The organism is Monoglobus pectinilyticus (genome assembly GCF_002874775.1).
Lineage (GTDB): Bacteria > Bacillota > Clostridia > Monoglobales > Monoglobaceae > Monoglobus > Monoglobus pectinilyticus.
The window spans coordinates 1,315,882-1,335,680 of record NZ_CP020991.1 but is presented as its reverse complement, the minus strand read 5'-3'; the positions used below and the strand labels follow the sequence as shown (position 1 = coordinate 1,335,680).

Below are 19,799 nucleotides of genomic sequence, written 5' to 3'. Positions count from 1 at the left end.
ATTATTGTTTTTTTGTTACTGCATAATAATCGGTCTGATAACCGCGGAACGGCTTAAAATCATATTTAGTTTCATCAAAATACTTCTTCTCTGCGGTAGTAATTATGTACGCCGCATTTTCATTTTCTTTAACGTCGGACGGCTGAATATTGCTATATTTATATCTTTCTTTATACGGCAAATATGTTTTTCCATGATTTTCATTCGTCAAGCCCTGGTAGTAACGAGCGTCTATATCATGGAAAAATATAGTATACGCCTCGCTCTCCTTCTTAGTATCCTGCAGTCTGGTTGTTGATGTAATATAATACTTGTCAACATCAAAGGTCTCGACATACTCAAGAGCGGCACAAAAATCACCGAAGAAATTCCGGTACATATCAGTTGCCCATGTTGTAAAGTAAACTGAAACAAACATTATAAATATCATTGCATAGCTAGCCAATACTGCCCACTCAGAAAATCTTATCTTATCAATAATAAATTTTATTCCGAGCGCTGTTAAAATCATTAGCGGATACAACAAAATGGCAATTCTCCATGTGCCCGGAAGCGTTACTAGACATCCTGCGGCACAGCTGATTAATGATACCAATATAACTCCGCGGGCCAGCTTGTTCTTTTGTATAAACAAATAAATCAGACCAACCACAGCCAGCGGTATTGAAAAATAGTACATAGTACTAAATCCTTGAATAGAATGAGTTGAAAAATCACTCTTCTGCAAAACAACGAGGTTAAATAATTCCTTTGCGTTTGCCCACAACTGTTTGAGAGGTTCAGCTGTAAAGAACAGCAAATCTGTTTGTCTTTGTGTTTCGTAGAATCTCGGTATCGTAAACAACGGAGTAGATATAGTATCCCATTTAAAAAAGTTAACCATTATACACAAAATATTCGGCCATGCAATAAACAGATAGACAGCTATAGATATAAGCAATTCTTTAATATTGATATATTTTTTAATGAGTGCATATATTGCAAATGCCACAAGAAACGTCGGAACGATATATATTGAAATACCATAACAATACATAGTAAGTCCGAAAAACACCATTGAGACATACAGCCACTTTTTATTCTTCATACCCTTGTTTAAGAAATACAGAGAAATAATAAAAAAGTGAGGGAACATATAACAATCCAATGCCCAGCGGCTCTGCATAAAGTGCCAGGGGTTCATAGCGACTATAAGCGCTGTGATTGCCGCCGCTTTCATGCCAAACATGTCCTTTGCTAAAAGAACCAAAAAAACTGCCCCCGCTATGCTTGTCAATAACAGTGGCAAGCGTATAGTCAGCTTTGAAAAACCAAAAAGCTTAATAATCGGAGCCATTATATAACCCATCATTATAGACTGATGTCCATTTTTCCATGCTTCAAAATAAACCGGAAACCTCATTCCATAATGATCGGTTCCATAATCCGCAATTGCTTTTCCGTCTATAGCAGCCATCGCCTCATCAAAAAATAAACCTCCGGGAGCCTGCCCAAATGTATATATCCTGGTTCCGACTCCAACAACAAAAGCAGCAGCAAAAACTATAAAGTAAATCTTGCTGTTAATATTTCGTTCTCTTTTTATTGTATTCTGAGAAAATTTACAATCATACAGCCATTTACACATACTGACAATACATAGCAGGAGTATAATAATCATAGCTATATTATTAATCATTTTAATATTCTCAGCCTTCGTTAAAAATTCCAATTATAATCCCCTTTCCTACTATGGTCCATAATACTTACGCACATAATTGCGCAAATAAAAGATATTCAATACTATCGGTCTTGACCGCATAAAATACCATAAATCTATACGATAATAGACTGTTATCTATCTTTCAATTTTCCTTGAGATAATTTTTTATTATTTACCGAATTCCCGTCCGAACATTTCTTCACTTTTTCACAGAACAAATTCATATATTTTGAAAGCCAATCACTTATCAAATCCAAAAATTTATTAATATGTAAAAGTCTAAACAGCTGAATTCTCACAAGGTCTGCCGCTAAGCATAGGACAAATACAATCAGAGAATTCAGCAGAACTCCCAGTACCATAAGGTAGAGCGGCTTCTGTGACAACTGCATAAGCTTACCCCAAAACGGAAGCTGAAACATAAGAGGATTTACATGTATAATATATACTCCAAATGCTGCCGGAGCCAAAAATCTTATCACCTTTTTAAATTTATCATTATTTATATTTAAATTAGCAAAAAACAAAACCAAAAACATACCGGAAAGAAGAATGAATATAGAATTATACTGTAAAAATACCTCATCATTCTTAAAACCACCGTTTAATTTTGTATGATATTCAGAAATAAATTTTCCGCCCCATGCCATCACAGCGGTTAAAACATATAAAATCAAATACCAATACTTATTTCTGATTAGTTTTTCTATTTTTATCTTTTTTAACGCTGCTCCTATAACATACAGAAATATTATCCATGTGGCGCTGTATCCCTTTTCTAATTTAAATAGATCCACTTTTGCAAAATACGGCAATGCTATATAAACAAATATGACAGATATAATTACCGCATAGGCCTGTTTTATCGTTATATCCCTCATTCCTTTATTAATAAAAGGAATAAAGAAAAACAGTGCAAAGTAAGCAGTGAAGTACCAATAAGTGTTATGTATAACAGGCGTTAAAGCTGTATAATATGGATTGCTTCCCAACAAGGCTTTGTTTGTCAGCAAATCCGGCTTAAGATACATAAAAAACATGGTAAATATCAAACAATAAAACACAACTTGAAGCCAAATAGGTACAATTCTTCTGTATTTAAATTTTGAATCCACACCGACGTATCCCGATATTAACGCAAAGCAATTTACCGCGCAGTAAGTCAGAGCCTCAATTAAAAAACCCGCCTCATAATGTATATTAAAAGGTGCAACCCCCACTAGAGCCCCTCTGCTAAGCGAATGAAGAACTACTATAAGAAACATAGAAACCAATCTAAGTAAATCAATACCATAGTTCCTTTTATCTAATCTAATATTATCCGACGCATTGTCAAACATAAGACGCCTCCAACTTTTATTTTACCCCTGTTATTTTTTCTATTCCATAATATTTCTCCATCCAGGCATTTACCCAAAGCGTTGGGCTGTCGCCTGCATATAAAGCCCCGTTATATGGGTCATACTTACTATCCGATGGAGTCACAAGCGGTATCTCCACCTCATTCTCGCCATTCTCAACCGCCTGTTCAATTGCTTCCAGTCCGGGTTTTATTTGGTCATATGTAGATTTAACTGCAGAAAGTTCCTTATTAAAAGAAATTAAGAATACTATAGTAAATACTGCGGTTAACCCCAATTTTGAAGCAGTGATAATATATGGCTTTACATCTGAAAATTTAATTTCTGAATACAGCCAGCCTGCAATAACAATAAGAAGAACAATAGCTGTAAACCATGTTCTTTCTGGTCTCATTGCCGCAAACGCCAAAACAGATATCATAGCGACCGATCCCACAAAGTATATCAGCGGGACAAGCCAGTTTATCCCCAGTTTTGTATGTCTCGACTTATCAAGCAAGGCTAAAATTAAAACCACTGCAATAATAACAAACAGCCAAAAAGCGAGTGTTTCCGTTTTTGCAATAACGTCTTTAAACCTTATCAGTATTTCTGCAAAGGACGCTTTTGAGTCAATGCGGTAATTCCCCGGAGCCGCCAAAAGAAGCACAACACCGCATACAGCTGTTATTACTCCAATCCAAGACCATTTTGGTATTTTAAACCCTTTTATCTTATAGAACAAGATAAACAAGGTGCAGATAAGCACTACACCTCCGCCGGTATTTTCATTTGTACAACCGGCAAATAAACCGAACAATCCCATTAATACAGCGCTCTTCCAACTGTCTTTAACAGAATCAGCACCATTTGCCGCATACATTCTATACGGCAGCATAAATGAAAGCATTATAGCTGCGCACCAAAGATAATTTGCCGCGCCTGAAGCCCACATCACAGATAAGCCGAATTGCGGCAAGAAAAACCACATCCCAATATATACAAGTACCAGTAAAGATAAGTTTGACTTTTTCCCATAAACCGAATGTTTATAAATGAGAAAACCTAAACTCACATAGACCAATGAATTAAAAATCCTAAAAAACAGTTTCCCAAACGGCATTACCATCTGCAAAAGACCATGCGCTACAACACGTCCGTTACAAAGCTTCCAATGATTAATCATTGAAATAATTACATCCCAAAAACTTGAAATCTTTTTTGTCGTTGGCAGAGGATTCCCGGGGGTATCGTATATAAATCTATATCTAAAGTCATCGGATGTATAATCCACATGCAAATTGATTATAAGCAGAATAACAAATGCGGCTATCATAATAAGTGCACCTGCAACCTTAACTTTGTTCTTCTTTATAAACTCAACAACTTTATCCATAATATTTCTCCCCGTTCAAAATATTTGCTATCTGGGCACCACAGCACAGAAATTCCCAAACTGAATAATGTTATATTTTGTGCTGTCAAAATAATTTACATCACTTTTTAATATGACATATGCCGCATCCTCATTTTGTGAACGGGCAACCACATCCGAACTCATGCTAACATAAGTGAATCTCTGTCTATATGGCAGAAGTTCTTTTCCGTGATCATCGTTTTTCTTACCCTGAAAATATTCGGCGTCCGTCTCATCATAGAATAGGGTTAATATTTCACTCACCTGTGAATATCCTTTGCCTTGAGCGTCGGCGGTTACATAAATCTTTTCAGTATCCGCTTGTTCCGCCGCTGACAAAGCATCCCCAAACCCATAATAAAACTGATATTTTATAGAATCAGCATAGGTTGTAAAATATGTGCTTACCAGCATTATTCCAAGGATAGCATATACACACAGAGTGCTCCACTTTGTATACTTTATTTCTTTTATCGTGAAATATACGCCCAAAACAACAAACATCATTAACCCATAATATACTATATTAATTCTGTTAACATTTACGCCATTGGTAAGCAGTCCTGCCCAAACACCTGTTAAGAGTGCAAAAAGTACCAAACCTTTGGCACCGTCAGTCTTATTCCGGAAAAGTTCAACAAATCCAGCAAATACAAATGGCATACTGCACAGAAACATTGTTCCAAAACCTACAATATCATTCCACGGCAAATCCTTTTTCTGATATAATGTAGTATTCAGCAGGGATTTAACATTTAGAATCAGCTGTTTAAAAGGTTCATCCGAAAACAGCAGAATGTCATTTGAACGCACGCTCCCGGAAAAATACTGCATGGTAACAAACGGAAGCTTTATAGTGTCCCACTTCATAAAGTTTATAAACATGGTAAGCAAAAACGGCCAGGCAATAATAAGATACACGCCGGCAGAAATTAAAGCGTCTTTCCAGTTTATACGTTTCTTTATAAGATAATAAATACATACGGCAAGCAAAAATACGGGAATAGTGTAAATAGTTATTCCATAACAGTACATACAAAGACCGAAAAATATCATTGATATAAAAGTATATCTGCGCCTTTTTGTCAGACCCTTGTTTAAAAAATACAATCCTCCCATAAAAAAATGGGGTAAAAGGTTACAATCAAGCGCCCAACGGCTCTGAATAAAATGCCAAGGATTTATAGCAACAAAAACAGCCGCAATCAGTCCGGCCCCCTTGCCGAAAATATCACGAATAAAAAGATAAAAGAACACGCCGCCGGCAATACTCATAATGAGCTGAGGCAAACGGGCTGTTATAGGAGTCAGTCCAAAAAACTTAACGAAAATTGCTATCAAATATGAAAGCAATGAACTCATTTGACCATATCCCCAAGCATACAAGTGAGCTGGAAGCCATGTGCCAAACCTATCAGTTCCATAATCAGCAATAGCCTTGCCGTCAACTGCGGCCATAGCGCCGTCCTGATTAAAACCGCCGGGCACGCTGCCAAACTGCCAAACTCTTATACCAATTCCTATTATTACAACAGCCGCTATAATTAAATAGTATATCTTGTCGTTCATAGAGAATTCAGAAAGACTAAAACACTTCAATCCTCCACCTTTATTGGGTAGTATCCTCGCATTATATTTGCGAACTGCATAGTTTATAAGTGCCAGCGCAACAGTGGCAAATATGACCCAAAAAAATATATTATTTAATATAGACAACGTATTTTCCATCGTTTTACTCCCCGTAAATTATTTGTTTATATCCTTTTTGCCAATGACCCGGCTTATAATATACCTGGGTCTGCCTTTAACCTCTTCATAAATCTTTTTAATATATATTCCGATTACACCTAGACCCAGCAGTATTACCGCGCCAATAAACAAAAGAAGCAGTATTACAGTTGTAAATCCACTCTGAGCTTTCCCGAGCACATACATATATAATGTTTGTATTCCCATTACAACCGCAAAAACAAAGAAAATGATTCCGAAAATAGAAGCTGCATACAGCGGAGCCGCCGTATAAGAAGTCACCGCGTCTACAGCAAGTCCTATCAGACGTTTAAACGACCATTTTGACTCACCCTCTATCCTGTCAGCCACTTCAAATTCGTATTGATAACGCTTAAAGCCTACCCAAGAAGACATTCCTCGGAAAAACGTTTGTTTCTCCGGCATCTCTTTCCATGCGTCTATAGCCGCGCGGTCCAGCAGACGAAAATCCGAGCTGTTTCTGAGGTCAATATTAGATGATTTTTTCAGAAAAGAATAAAAGGTTCCGGCACATAATTTGTACATAAGGCTTTCTTTCTGACGCTTCTTTTTAACACCTTCTACGACCTCATACCCTTCCTCCCACAATTTATACATATCCGGTATAACCTCAGGAGGAAACTGCATATCGGAGTCAAGGCAAATGGCACAATCGCCTGTTGCCGCGTCCAGTCCGGCGCATAATGCACTTTCTTTTCCAAAATTTCTTGAAAACGCTATACCGATAATACCTTCATATTTATCTACTATATCCGAAATTTCTCCCCAAGCGTTATTCCGGGAACCATCATCAACAAGTATTATTTCATATTTGATTTTAGCATTTGACAAAACCTCCATAACTCTGGTGATGTTTGGCTCTATATTTACCTCATTATAAATCGGTATTACTACAGACAAAACCTTACCGCCTGAATTCATCCGATGCACCCCTCAATATGTAAAAATTTGTAATACATTTTAGTGAAGCTGGCGCTTATCTATAACCCTTACAGATTTGCCTTCACTTCTTGCAATAGTCTTTGGCTCTACCAGCTTTATATTAGCCTTTATTCCGAGAACAGAAAGTATTTCTGCACTAACTTTTTTGGAAAGCGCCTCTAAACTTTTAATCTCATCAGTTAAATCTTTATTTGAAACCTCAACCAAAACGTCCAGCATATCTTTATTATTTATTCTATCAACAATAATCTGATAATGAGGAGCTACACCCTCGGTTTTCATCAACACTTCCTCAATTTGGGATGGAAACACATTTACACCTCTAATGATTAACATGTCGTCGCTTCTGCCCATGGGCTTCGACATACGAGCAAAAGTTCTGCCGCATCTGCACATTCCTTTATTAATAGTGGCAATATCCCTAGTACGGTATCTAATTAAAGGCAAAGCCTCTTTTGTAATACACGTAAACACTATCTCACCCATACTGCCGTCAGGCACAACCTCGCCCGTCTCAGGGTCTATAACCTCTACAATAAAGTGATCCTCATTTATGTGCATTCCGGACTGATCTGCACATTCATAGCCGACGCCGGGCCCCATTATCTCACTTAAACCATAAATATCATAAGCATTTATTCCCAGCTTTTCTTGTATTTCCTGACGAATTTCTTCAGTCCATGGTTCGGCTCCGAACGCGCCGCCTTGAAGCTTAATGTCATCTTTAGTAAATCCCATATCCACTAAAGTCTCACTCAGCGAGAGAGCATATGAAGGTGTACAGCATAAAAATGTCGAACCAAAATCTTTCATTATATTTATTTGACGCTTAGAATTTCCGCTTGAAGTTGGAATAGCAACTGCTCCTATCTTTCTAGCTCCATAGTGCGCCCCAAATCCACCGGTAAACAGTCCAAAACCGTACGATGTCTGAACAACCGAGTTCTTATCGACACCCATAGCAGAAAGAGCTCTGGCGGCTATTTCCGCCCATATATCTACATCCTTCTCAGTTAGTCCAACGACAGTCTGCTTTCCAGTGGTTCCCGAAGAAGCATGGATTTCTGTAACCTGCTCCATCGGCACAGCGAACATACCATATGGATAATTATCACGAAGGTCCTGCTTAACTGTAAAAGGCAATTTTGATAAATCATCCAAAGTCTTAATATCATCAGGCTTAATTCCGGCCTTATCCATTTTTTCTCTATAAGGCTTAACATTTTCATATACACGATTGACTGTTTCCTGAAGTCTCTTAAGCTGCAATTCCTCTAGCTTCTCTCTCGGCATTGTTTCAATATCTTTATTCCATATTGCCATTTCTATATCTCCTTAAAATTGTAATCAAACTTGACATACGTCTCCTATCTTATCTATTTTACATATTTTAAAGCAATTTGTCAATAATTATATACTATAAGCACTCCTTTGTTTGCAAAAAGTAATATAATTTTATATAAAAATAAATATATATGTTATTTATTTTCACAATTCCATATTAATATAAGAAAACTAAAGTTAATTACTGAAAGCAATTATTTAAATATTTTCGGCTCCGTGATTCCGTAATCATTTAATATATACAACTATCTATAAACTGTTATTTTGATATAAATTCTATTATAAATAAAATCTTCATTTTATTTTAATGTTAGTTATCTATTTTTTAATTATTGGGGTCATGCACACTACTAATTGAATATTAATAAATTAGTATATGTACTTTTAGACACTATTTTAGACAATATAATTGTAAAAAACTTAATATATAAAAAATTTAATTATTTTATTATGTGACGTAATATCAAAGTTTTACATGTGTTGTTAAAACAATAAAAATAGTTTAAATATAAAAAAGTAAAAAAATCAAATTACAACTTGTTAAAATAATTCTTAATTCATATTTTCTATTATTTTCTCTATATTTCAATTGCTTTATTTTAAAATACTTAATATTTCTATATTATATTACATCTGTATTTGCAAAGGTTATGCTTTAGCTTTCATTATCATCTTTCATTATTTTTTGCCGAACCTCTCTGTATTATAATAATCACAGCTGCCAAACCTTTATATTTTACCACATAGTTTTTTACCTTTATTTTATAAATTACTAGTCCTGATATGAGATTATTTTTATACTATAAAACGCCATAAAAAAAGAGGTTTCCAATATGGAAACCTCTTTGAAATTCTTCTTGAATAATCAGTTATAATGAATTATTTTGAAAAGTTGTAATCATACTCCCATGTTGTGTAATCAACAACATCAGCTGTTCTTTCGTAAGTTCTAACATATACGAAGTCAAGCATACCAAATGCAGGAGCATCTTCAACTACACCGCCGAAATCGATTGTATAAGAACCGTTACCGCCATCGTTAGCAAGTACTTTATCTACTGTGATATCACCAAGTGAAGCAGTCTGGAACTTAGCCTTACCGTTTCTTGTTGGGTCATAGAGATAATAGTTAGCTGTGTAGTTTGAAAGTGATACTGACTCCCAATCATTAGGATCAAGTGAGATAATACCATCTGCATCTGCCTGAGCAATTGTAAGTCTGTTACCGCTCTTCTGAACTACTGCACCATAGTAAACTTCTTCATCACTGTTTGAACCAGTTGTCTTTACATAGTTAGCATTAGGAATACCAGCTGTTGTAAAGTCATCGCCTTCATATACTTTATCTCTTACTGTACCATCAAATGTCAAGTAAGGAACTGCTGAAGTAATTGTTCCGTTTGAAATACCAAACTTAAATAATGAACCAGCTACTGTGTTCTGATCGAGGTAATCGCCTACTGACATATCATCTGTGTTAGCTTCCTTAAGTTCTCCATCCTGATAGTAAGTAATTGATAATACTTTGCTTCCATCAACTGTTGTTTGACCAATACTTGTGATGTAAGCAACTCCTGTAGAAGCTCCAACACCAGGATCTGTGTTATACATAACAATTACACTTGCTGTACCTGATTCATCACCATTACGGTATACTGCTGAACTAAAGTTATCATTTGTTCTAAGTTCTGAACCCTGACCAACTATGCAGTTCTCAGAAGGTTCACCAGCTGCTGGCTTGTTATAAACAAAGCTATCACCAGGTTTACCAATGTAGAATATTAATGTATCATCAGCTACATCATATTTCTTAGTTCCGCCAACTCTAATCTGTTTTGTATCCTCATCGAAAGAAGAAACGTTTGCAGTATCAGCTTTTTCAAGTACTAATGTAGAATCGTCAGTTGTTGAATTAAGAGCTGCCATTGTGATTGACTTAATATAACCATTTGTAGCATTATAAGTGATTACTGTACCAGCCATTGTATTAATAGCTTCAGTCATAGCATCTACACTATAATCTTTATACTTAAATGATACGCTGTCAGAATTGTCACCTACGAGTTTTTGAATCTCTTCTGTAGGATTGTCAATTGTTACAGTACCCTGGAAATCATATGTTCCGATTGTACCATCCTTATAGATGATCTGAAGTGAAGGAACGTTGTCACTGAAACCGCTAGATGTGATCTGAGCGTCAATTACATAGCCATAGTTATCAGATGTCTTAGAGTTTGAATCCTTGTTGTAAGCAACAATCTTACCATACTCATCAATATAGAAAGTTCCTTCTGAACCAGCCTTTAATGTTCCATTGTTGTAATATCCTTCAGCCAAATCATAATCAACACCGCTTATTGTATAAGCTGTACCGTCAGCAGATGTGTCAGAAGAAGATGTACGTGAAACAGAACCTGTAATTGCTGTATTTGTGTTATCTAAAACTTTAATGTCATAGTAATCGCTCTGTGCATCGCCGTTATTAGCAACGATTGAAAGAACGTCCCAAGCCTTCAAAGCTGTGTAATCATAAGGCTTACCATCTTTTGTAAGGTTGATGTACATATCTGTGTTAGATGAATCAAATTCAACCTTAGATACAGAATTCATGTGATTTCTGTCACCAACACTGTTCTTGAATGTAAGAACGCCTCTTGATGAAAGTTCATCAACAACTGCACCAACTGCTACGTCAACAAAGATTACATCATAACCTGATGTGTCATCATTGTCAAGAACTGTAACTTTACCGCTGTAAGCGCTGTCTTTGTAGATTAATCCTGATTCGTCGCCTTCGTAGCTTCCGAATAAGCTTTCAAGTGTGCCGCTGTAAGCTATACCATTATAAATGATAGCCGGTGAATCAGAATAGTTAACTCTGTTAGAAGTTGTTTGAAGCTTTAACTTTGTAGCACTCTTGTCTGTGTCATTCTTCATGTAGCTCAGGTTATTTGTGTCAGCATCATAGCTGTTGAACTTGTCAAGTGTAAACTCAACTTTTGAATTCTTACCTGTAGCTTCTGTGATAGAAAGAATTGTATCTGTCTCATTCTTGTTGTCCTGAGCATAAAGCACTACGTCATAACCGAGGTAATCAGCAGCGTTTGTGTCACCGGTGTAGAATGGGTATACAGAATCAACTTCGTAATCACTGTTTGTGTCATTTGAACCGAGGTAGTTATCCTCAACATAAAGCTTAATCTGCTGTGTAGCATCTGTGTCGATCTGAACAGCAGCGTCAAGAGCTGTAACTTCGTTCTCTGTTACTACACCCTTAAGCTTGTTGATACCGAGAGCCTGATTCATGAGAGTCTTTCTTGGGCTCCATGACTCGCCATCCCAGATAACGTATTGAGCTTCTCCGCCGTATACGTATCTCTCCATCAAAGGAGTATCAATAGCGTTGTAAGTCATCTGAGCAACCTGACCTCTTGTAGCTTCTGTACCTTCAGCTCCGCCAACAACGTTCTTAAGAACGCTCTGTCTCTGAGCAGCGAGGATATAACCTGTAGGATATCCGCCGTTGTTCTGAGCATATGGCTTATAACCAAGTGTTTCCATTAACATTTTGATAACGTCTTCGTAAAGAACCTTATCGTCAGGACCAAAAGTTCCATCACCGTAACCATTGATGATACCCTGGTTTGTAGCGCTAGCGATATAACCTGATGCCCAATATGTAGAAGGAACATCAGTAAATACTGTGTCTGCCTGAGCTACAGCGCCTGTCTGTCCCTGAATTCTAGCAACAATAACTGTGATTTCAGCTCTTGTGATAGAATCGTTAGGACGGTATTCCATAACGCCATCATTGTTTTCGTCGTCGCCTGTCAAAATGCCAAGCTTGTTTAATGTTTCGATCGCTTCATAGTAATTATCGCCTTCTTTAACGTCACCAAATGTGGCAGCGAAAGCAACTGTGCTTACCATCATAGCAAAAACTGCTATCAAAGCAATCACTTTTTTGAGATTTCTCATGTCTCAAATCCTCCTTAAAATATTAAAATTTTAATTTTTTTTACAAAATTAATATATAAACTTCGGGAAGAGACGACAGAACGTGTTTATCCTATCATACTTTTCCTTTAGCTTATTACAGATTATAACACCAAATAGGGCAAATTGTCAATAAGTATTTTCCCTTTTCATAGTTTTGTAACAAATTCACCAAAATTAAAGTTCTATTTTTGTGAACAAAGTAGCGAATTATATATAAACTGCTTAAACAGCGGATGCGGTCTGTTCGGTCTTGACTTAAACTCCGGATGGAATTGAACCCCCACAAACCAGGGATGGTCATTAACCTCCACAATCTCAACCAGTCTTCCGTCAGGAGATGTTCCTGCGATAGTGAGACCCGCGTTTTTCAGTTTATCCCTATAGTCATTATTCATTTCATATCTATGTCTGTGTCTCTCACTGATAAGCTCAGCTCCGCCATATGCTTCCTTAGCATACACACTTTCATCCTGAATCTTGCATGGATAAGCGCCAAGCCTCATTGTACCGCCCATATTTGATATTTCCTTCTGTTCCGGCATTAAATCTATAACCGGATACTCAGTGTTCTCATCAAGTTCTGAGCTGTGGGCGCCTTTCAGACCCGCCATGTTTCTAGCATACTCTACTACTGCCAATTGCATTCCCAGGCAAATGCCCAAAAATGGGACTTTGTTTTCACGGGCATATCTGATAGCGGAAATTTTCCCTTCAATACCTCTGTCTCCAAAACCGCCGGGAACCAAAATCCCATCGGCTTTGCCCAAAAGTTCTTCAGCATTGCTGTCCGTTACATCTTCAGCGTCAACCCAGTCAATATCTATTTCAGCCCCCAAATCAAATCCGCCGTGCCTTAACGCTTCGGCTACGCTTAGATAAGCGTCATGGAGACCAACGTATTTACCTACTAAAGCTATTTTGACTTTTTTGTCAAGTCCTTTAACCTTTTCGATTATACTGTTCCACTCTGTCAAATCAGGCTCACTTGCCTCAATACCGAGACGTTCGCAAACCTTCCCAGACAGGTTTTGATTTTCAAGCATAATCGGGACATCATATATTGTGTCACAGTTAAGATTCTCAAAAACACAATCCTTTGAAACATTACAGAACAGCGCAATTTTATCTTTCTGTGATTCCTCAAGCGGAACTTCGCTCCTGCAAATAAGCATATCCGGCTGGATCCCTATACTGAGAAGCTCCTTAACACTGTGCTGTGTAGGCTTTGACTTAAGTTCGCCCGACGTTTTAAGATACGGCACCAACGTAACATGTATATACATAACGTTGTTTCTGCCGACATCACCGGCAACCTGCCTAATAGCCTCCAAAAACGGCTGACTTTCAATATCGCCTACCGTGCCGCCTATCTCAGTGATAACCACATCAGAATTTCCCTCATTGCCAACATCATAAATCTTTTGCTTTATTTCATCGGTAATATGCGGAATAACCTGAACTGTTCCTCCAAGATACGCGCCCTGTCTTTCCTTTGTTATCACGGAATGATAGACCTTGCCGGTAGTTATATTGCTGTTTTTAGTAAGGCTCTCATCGATAAATCTCTCATAGTGCCCCAAATCAAGGTCTGTTTCAGCGCCGTCGTCTGTGACAAACACTTCTCCGTGCTGATATGGGCTCATGGTTCCAGGGTCTATGTTGATGTAAGGATCAAATTTCTGTATGGTAACCCTAAGCCCTCTTGTCTTTAGTAGACGACCAAGTGAGGCCGCTGTGATACCCTTACCTATTCCCGATACCACTCCGCCTGTAACAAAAATATACTTAACAGCCACCACATTTCCCCCTTATCAATTCTATAATAAATAAAAAATGCGCCGTGACACTTAATGCAAAAAGCTTTGGATGTACAAAAATCACATCTCTATCACAGCACACACCAATGAATAATATTTTAATACCAGATGACAAATATGTCAAGTATAAAATCGAATTTGTTTTTAAAATGTAACCTTTGTAACTTTGTGTAACAAAAAAGTGTTTGCTTTTTTACATAATGTGTGCTATACTCATTGCATCGGGATATAAATGCGGCGATTCTGCCGCTTACATTATATATGACGACGCTAGCTTTGATTGGGTTCCCAACAGAGACTGGAAATTTTATCTAAAAAGTAAATTTATTTAATAATTTTAATGGATTTATTTTTATGTATGAAGTTTATGGATAAATTTTTACATTTTTTCTCTGTTATGGATACCGCATATTGGGTATCCTATTTTTTTACATACAATGGTATGTGCAATATAAAATAATAAGTGCATATATATAATGAAGAAACTCATGCCAAATTATAAAGGAGAATTAAAATGTCTAAGCAAACAACTAACAAACCTATAACAACTAAAATAATAAAAAATATGAAGGGCGCTGAAAAAATATCTATGCTTACCGCCTATGATTATTCTATGGCAAAACTTGTAGACAGAGCCGGGATAGATATGATACTCGTCGGCGATTCCCTCGGCAACGTAATGCTCGGATTTGATAACACCACCCATGTTACAATGTCGGATATGCTTCACCACACAAAATCTGTAGCGCGCGGCGCTGAACACTGTATGGTAGTAGCTGATATGCCGTTTCTTTCATGCCACTTAGGAGTTTATGAGGCGGTGAAAAACGCCGGCGCATTAATTTCAGAAGGTAACGCCGGCGCCGTTAAGCTTGAGGGCGGAACCGAAGTATGCGAAATAATAAAGGCGATAACAGATGCCGGAATCCCCGTAGTAGGACACCTTGGACTGACTCCGCAGAGCGTAAATCAACTGGGCGGATTCGGTGTTCAGGCAAAAACACAGGACGCAGCTGACAAACTGCTTGAGGACGCCAAAGCAGTGGAAGCCGCAGGAGCTTTCTGCCTGGTGCTTGAATGTATACCAGCCGAACTGGCGAAAAAAGTTACTGACTCTTTGTCTATACCCACTATAGGTATTGGAGCCGGATCTGACTGCGACGGACAAGTTCTTGTTCTCCACGATATGCTTGGAATGTTTGACGACTATATTCCATCATTTGTTAAACAATTTGCTCAAGTAGGAAAAGAGATTACGGCGGGAGTTACGTCCTATATATCAGAAGTTAAAAACGGAAGTTTTCCTGTTTTAAAAAAATAACAAATTTAATTAATGCTTGATTTACAGAAAGGATGTTTAGACTTGCAGATTATTAAAACCCCAAAAGAACTGAACGATTGGGCTAAAAAAAATAAAGTGAATGGTAAAACGATAGGTCTTGTTCCGACAATGGGCTATCTTCATGAAGGTCATAAATCACTTATTCAAAAAAGCTCGTCTCAAAATGACTTAACCGTTGTAAGCGTTTTTGTAAACCCTGCTCAATTTGGTGAAAATGAAGATTTAGACTCCTATCCGCGTGACTTAGAACGCGACAAAACAGCGGCAGAGGAAGCTGGAGCTGATATTATATTTCATCCAAGTGCGGCGGATATGTATCCTGAAAGTTATGGAACATATGTGAGTGTTGACAGTGATATTACAAAAATACTCTGCGGCAAAAGCCGCCCTATACACTTTAGAGGAGTAACAACTGTAGTTGCCAAACTCTTTAATATAACTATGGCTGACCGTGCATATTTTGGTCAAAAAGACGCACAGCAGCTTGCGGTTATACTCAGAATGGTCAGTGACCTTAATATGAACATAGAAATTGTTCCGTGCCCCATAGTCCGTGAAAGCGACGGTTTGGCTATGAGCTCAAGAAACACATATCTTTCGTCCGAAGAACGTAAACAAGCTCTGGTACTCAGCAAATCACTTAAGAAAGCCGAGGAAGCAATAAATAATGGCGAAAAAGATTTGAAAACCATAAAGGACGGTATTCGCAAAATTATTTCCGAGGCGCCGCTGGCTGATATCGAATATATAGAGGCCTACACTTTTCCGGGCTTGTCCGAATGCGGTTCTATTATTTCAGAAAAGACATTAATCGCACTGGCAGTCAGATTCGGCAGCACAAGACTGATTGACAATATTATCGCAGACCCAAAATAAAAATAACTTTTAGGAGGTGACAATATGTTTATAGAAGTTATGAATTCAAAAATTCACAGGGCAAAAGTTACGGATGCAAACCTTAACTACATAGGTTCTGTTACTATAGACGAAGACTGGATGGATGAGGTGGGCATTCTTACCAACCAACAAGTTCATATCGTTAATGTTACAAACGGCGAACGGCTTGTGACATATGCTATTCCGGGAGAAAGAGGAAGCGGAACCGTCTGTCTGAACGGGGCTGCCGCACACAAAGCTTCTGTTGGCGACACAGTAATCATTATAGCTTATGCTTCTATGGATTATGAAGAAGCAAAACACCATAAACCGAACGTAAAATTTATTCCGGGAAGCATACCTGAATAAACTTTTACCAGCTATAAAAATAATTTTAAATGTGCCGATAATTTGCTTAAAAATTGACTATATCTATATTACAAATAACTAGCCCGTTATAACACAAATGCCGCCGGCTCCAATCAGAGCTCGGCGGCATTTATTATGTTATTCTATACACTACCGGCAGTTAAAATAATACTAAATTTTTATTCTGCACTATTATTTGTGGGCAGCTTCTGCCAACACTTTCGTTAATGCTCCCACTTTTTCTACTTTTTCATCATTTGTACTGCCTTCGGCAATCTGATTTACAATTGCGCTTCCTACTATAAGACCGTCACAATAATGTTTTAAGCCTTCAATATGCTTAGGCTTAGATATTCCGAATCCTAAACATTTAGGCATATCCGTAAACTTATTAAGCATAGAGAAAACTCCGTCAAAATCAGTACCAAATCCATCTCTCATACCCGTAACACCCATTGATGATACGCAGTATAAAAAGCCTTTGGCTCTTTGACAGATTTTTTTCGCTCTCTCCTCAGATGAAGTCGGCGTAATCATTGAAATCTGGTAAACATTATATTTTACAGTATAGTCATATATCTCTCCGCTCTCTTCAAACGGGAGGTCAGGGATTATAACCGCGTCTACGCCGCTTTCAGCGCAATTTTTGAAAAAATCTTCTATTCCATAACTCAGCAGAGAATTAAAATACATCAAAAATACCAGCGGTATTTCAGTTTCTTGTCTTAGTTCTGAGACCGCTTTAAATATTTTGTCTAAATTTATCTCGTTTTTAAGGGCTCTGACATTCGCCGCCTGAATAACCGGACCCTCCGCCATTGGGTCTGAAAACGGAACCCCTATCTCAATAAGGTCGGCTCCTTCTTTTTCCATTTCGAGCACCAGCTTTTTTGACGTCTCAATATCAGGGTCTCCAAAAGTAATAAAAGTGATTAACGCCTTTTTATTTTCATCTCTCAGCAGACTGAATTTTTTATCTATTCTATTTTCATTAGTCATTTATATCAACCCCCATAAATCTGGCAACGGATTTTACATCCTTATCGCCGCGTCCTGATATAGTAATTACAACAATATCATCCTTACTCATGCCCGGAATCAGCTTCATCGCCTGTGCCACCGCATGAGAGCTTTCAATAGCCGGAATTATCCCCTCTGTCCTTGTCAGATAACAGAACGCATCGACAGCTTCTTTATCGGTTATCGGATAATATTCAGCTCTGCCAAGTTCTTTTAGATATGCGTGTTCAGGTCCTATCCCAGGATAATCCAATCCGGCTGATATAGAATATACTTCCATAATTCCTCCGCTGTTATCCTGTAAAAACAACGACTTCATTCCATGCAGAACCCCAACGTCACCTTTGGCAATTGTCGCCGCGTGGCGTTCTGTATCCACTCCGTCACCGGCCGCTTCTGCGCCTATCAGACGAACCTCGTTGTCTTCGATAAAATCAAAAAATGTTCCGATTGCGTTGCTTCCGCCTCCGACACATGCCACTACCGCACTGGGAAGCCGGCCTTCTTTTTCCAAAATCTGCTCTTTTATCTCTCTGCCTATAACGCTCTGAAAATCTCTGACTATCATAGGATACGGATGAGGTCCTACCGCAGAACCAAGCACATAAAAAGTATCAGCCGCCTCTGCCGCCCACGCTCTCATAGCCTCGTTGCAGGCGTCTTTCAGCGTCATGGTTCCTGAGGTAACCGAACGCACTGTCGCCCCAAGCAGTCTCATTCTGAAAACGTTAAGTTCCTGGCGCTTCATGTCTTCCTCGCCCATATAGACCGTGCATTCCATACCGAACAATGCCGCGGCAGTGGCAGCGGCCACTCCGTGCTGTCCGGCGCCTGTCTCAGCGATAATCTTTTTCTTTCCCATACGCTTGGCAAGCAGAGTCTGCCCTAAAACATTATTGATTTTATGCGCCCCAGTATGGTTCAAATCCTCGCGCTTTAAGTAAACCTTAGCACCGCCCAAATCCTTTGTCATTCTTTCGGCATAATAAAGCCCGGACGGACGATTGGCATACTCTCTAAAGTAAAACTCCAGTTCCTTAATAAATTCAGGGTCATTTTTCGCCTTGTTATACTCTGCTTCCAGCTCGTTTAAGGCGAACATAAGAGTTTCAGGAGCATATTGACCGCCGAATTCTCCAAACCTGCCGTTTTCAACTACATTATTCATTATAAATCCCTCATATCTAATTATATATTTTCAGTTCCGCACGGAACTTTATCATCTGTTCATTTTACTGCAAGACCTGACCCTATTTACCAAGTCAATTATTTTATCTCTGTCTTTCAGCCCGTCAGTTTCCGCTCCGCTGCTGAGGTCAACCGCATAAGGCGCATAATCTGTAACGGCGCTCCCAATATTTTCAGAAGTTAATCCTCCGGCCAATATGGTTCTTTCACTATCTATATTTCCAAGAAGTCTAAAATCAAAACTCTTTCCAAAACCTCCGTAGCCTTCAACATATGCGTCAAACACAAATCTGTCTGCCGAAGCTGACTTGTTTACATCTGCAAGGTTAAGGTTCTCATTAACTCTTACGGCTTTCCATATCTCCGATATTTCAGCGCACTTGTCTCTCAGGGCAGTTATATACTCACTGTCCTCATCCCCGTGCAGCTGAACAATATCAAGTTGGACAATCCGAACAATATCACAAACCTGTTCAACTGGCAGATTAACAAACACACCTACGTTTTTTATTGCCGGTTTTAGATTCCGTCTCAGTTCAGCCGCTTTTTCAGGTGAAACATACCGCCTGCTTTTTGGATAAAAAACAAATCCCACAAAATCAGGCTCCGCTTCATTAACCGCTTCAATATCCTCGGGCCTGAAAAGACCGCAGATTTTAATCTTTGTTTCCAT

General features: G+C 38.3%; 14 protein-coding genes. 3 read left to right on the top strand and 11 right to left on the bottom strand.

Annotation, left to right across the window (positions count from 1 at the left end):
* Window position 1: 1 nt before the first annotated feature.
* From B9O19_RS05890 to B9O19_RS05855, 8 genes are all read right to left on the bottom strand, one after another.
* Window positions 2–1,711 (bottom strand): ArnT family glycosyltransferase, encoded by a 1,710-nt coding sequence (locus B9O19_RS05890; RefSeq protein ID WP_102365537.1) that lies wholly within the window; start codon window positions 1,709–1,711, stop codon window positions 2–4.
* 122 nt (window positions 1,712–1,833) lie between these two features.
* The gene (locus tag B9O19_RS05885; protein ID WP_102365536.1) at window positions 1,834–3,042 is read right to left on the bottom strand and encodes an acyltransferase; all 1,209 of its coding nucleotides are present in this window, start codon (window positions 3,040–3,042) and stop codon (window positions 1,834–1,836) included.
* 16 nt (window positions 3,043–3,058) lie between these two features.
* Window positions 3,059–4,438, bottom strand: a complete 1,380-nt coding sequence (locus B9O19_RS05880) for a DUF3329 domain-containing protein (protein ID WP_102365535.1) — start codon at window positions 4,436–4,438, stop codon at window positions 3,059–3,061.
* 27 nt (window positions 4,439–4,465) lie between these two features.
* Window positions 4,466–6,058 carry a glycosyltransferase family 39 protein gene (locus B9O19_RS05875; RefSeq protein ID WP_158648925.1) on the bottom strand — a complete coding sequence of 531 codons (1,593 nt, stop codon included), beginning with the start codon at window positions 6,056–6,058 and terminating at the stop codon, window positions 4,466–4,468.
* A 147-nt stretch (window positions 6,059–6,205) separates the two neighbouring features.
* Entirely contained in the window at window positions 6,206–7,150 is a 945-nt protein-coding gene (locus B9O19_RS05870) for a glycosyltransferase family 2 protein (RefSeq protein WP_102365533.1), read from the bottom strand.
* Window positions 7,151–7,189: 39 nt separating this feature from the next.
* Window positions 7,190–8,494 (bottom strand): phenylacetate--CoA ligase family protein, encoded by a 1,305-nt coding sequence (locus tag B9O19_RS05865; RefSeq protein ID WP_102365532.1) that lies wholly within the window; start codon window positions 8,492–8,494, stop codon window positions 7,190–7,192.
* 900 nt (window positions 8,495–9,394) lie between these two features.
* Window positions 9,395–12,493, bottom strand: coding sequence for an S-layer homology domain-containing protein (locus tag B9O19_RS05860; protein WP_102365531.1), 3,099 nt, complete (start codon window positions 12,491–12,493; stop codon window positions 9,395–9,397).
* 203 nt (window positions 12,494–12,696) lie between these two features.
* Window positions 12,697–14,310 carry a CTP synthase gene (locus B9O19_RS05855; protein WP_102365530.1) on the bottom strand — a complete coding sequence of 538 codons (1,614 nt, stop codon included), beginning with the start codon at window positions 14,308–14,310 and terminating at the stop codon, window positions 12,697–12,699.
* A 535-nt stretch (window positions 14,311–14,845) separates the two neighbouring features.
* Between B9O19_RS05855 and panB the strand changes: the two genes are divergently transcribed.
* From panB to panD, 3 genes are read left to right on the top strand one after another with little or no spacing between them, the layout of a single operon-like run.
* Window positions 14,846–15,652 carry a 3-methyl-2-oxobutanoate hydroxymethyltransferase gene (gene panB, locus B9O19_RS05850; RefSeq protein ID WP_102365529.1) on the top strand — a complete coding sequence of 269 codons (807 nt, stop codon included), beginning with the start codon at window positions 14,846–14,848 and terminating at the stop codon, window positions 15,650–15,652.
* Window positions 15,653–15,694: 42 nt separating this feature from the next.
* Entirely contained in the window at window positions 15,695–16,549 is an 855-nt protein-coding gene (panC, locus tag B9O19_RS05845; RefSeq protein WP_102365528.1) for a pantoate--beta-alanine ligase, read from the top strand.
* Between the two features lie 24 nt (window positions 16,550–16,573).
* Window positions 16,574–16,918: an aspartate 1-decarboxylase gene (panD, locus tag B9O19_RS05840; RefSeq protein WP_102365527.1), complete on the top strand. Its 345-nt coding sequence runs from the start codon at window positions 16,574–16,576 to the stop codon at window positions 16,916–16,918.
* Between the two features lie 192 nt (window positions 16,919–17,110).
* Here panD and trpA read toward each other — a convergent pair whose 3' ends face one another.
* From trpA to B9O19_RS05825, 3 genes are read right to left on the bottom strand one after another with little or no spacing between them, the layout of a single operon-like run.
* Window positions 17,111–17,917 (bottom strand): tryptophan synthase subunit alpha, encoded by an 807-nt coding sequence (gene trpA / locus B9O19_RS05835; protein ID WP_102365526.1) that lies wholly within the window; start codon window positions 17,915–17,917, stop codon window positions 17,111–17,113.
* Window positions 17,910–19,106, bottom strand: a complete 1,197-nt coding sequence (gene trpB / locus B9O19_RS05830; RefSeq protein WP_102365525.1) for a tryptophan synthase subunit beta — start codon at window positions 19,104–19,106, stop codon at window positions 17,910–17,912. The genes trpA and trpB overlap by 8 nt, the downstream gene beginning before the upstream one ends.
* A gap of 51 nt (window positions 19,107–19,157) precedes the next feature.
* Entirely contained in the window at window positions 19,158–19,799 is a 642-nt protein-coding gene (locus tag B9O19_RS05825; RefSeq protein ID WP_102365524.1) for a phosphoribosylanthranilate isomerase, read from the bottom strand.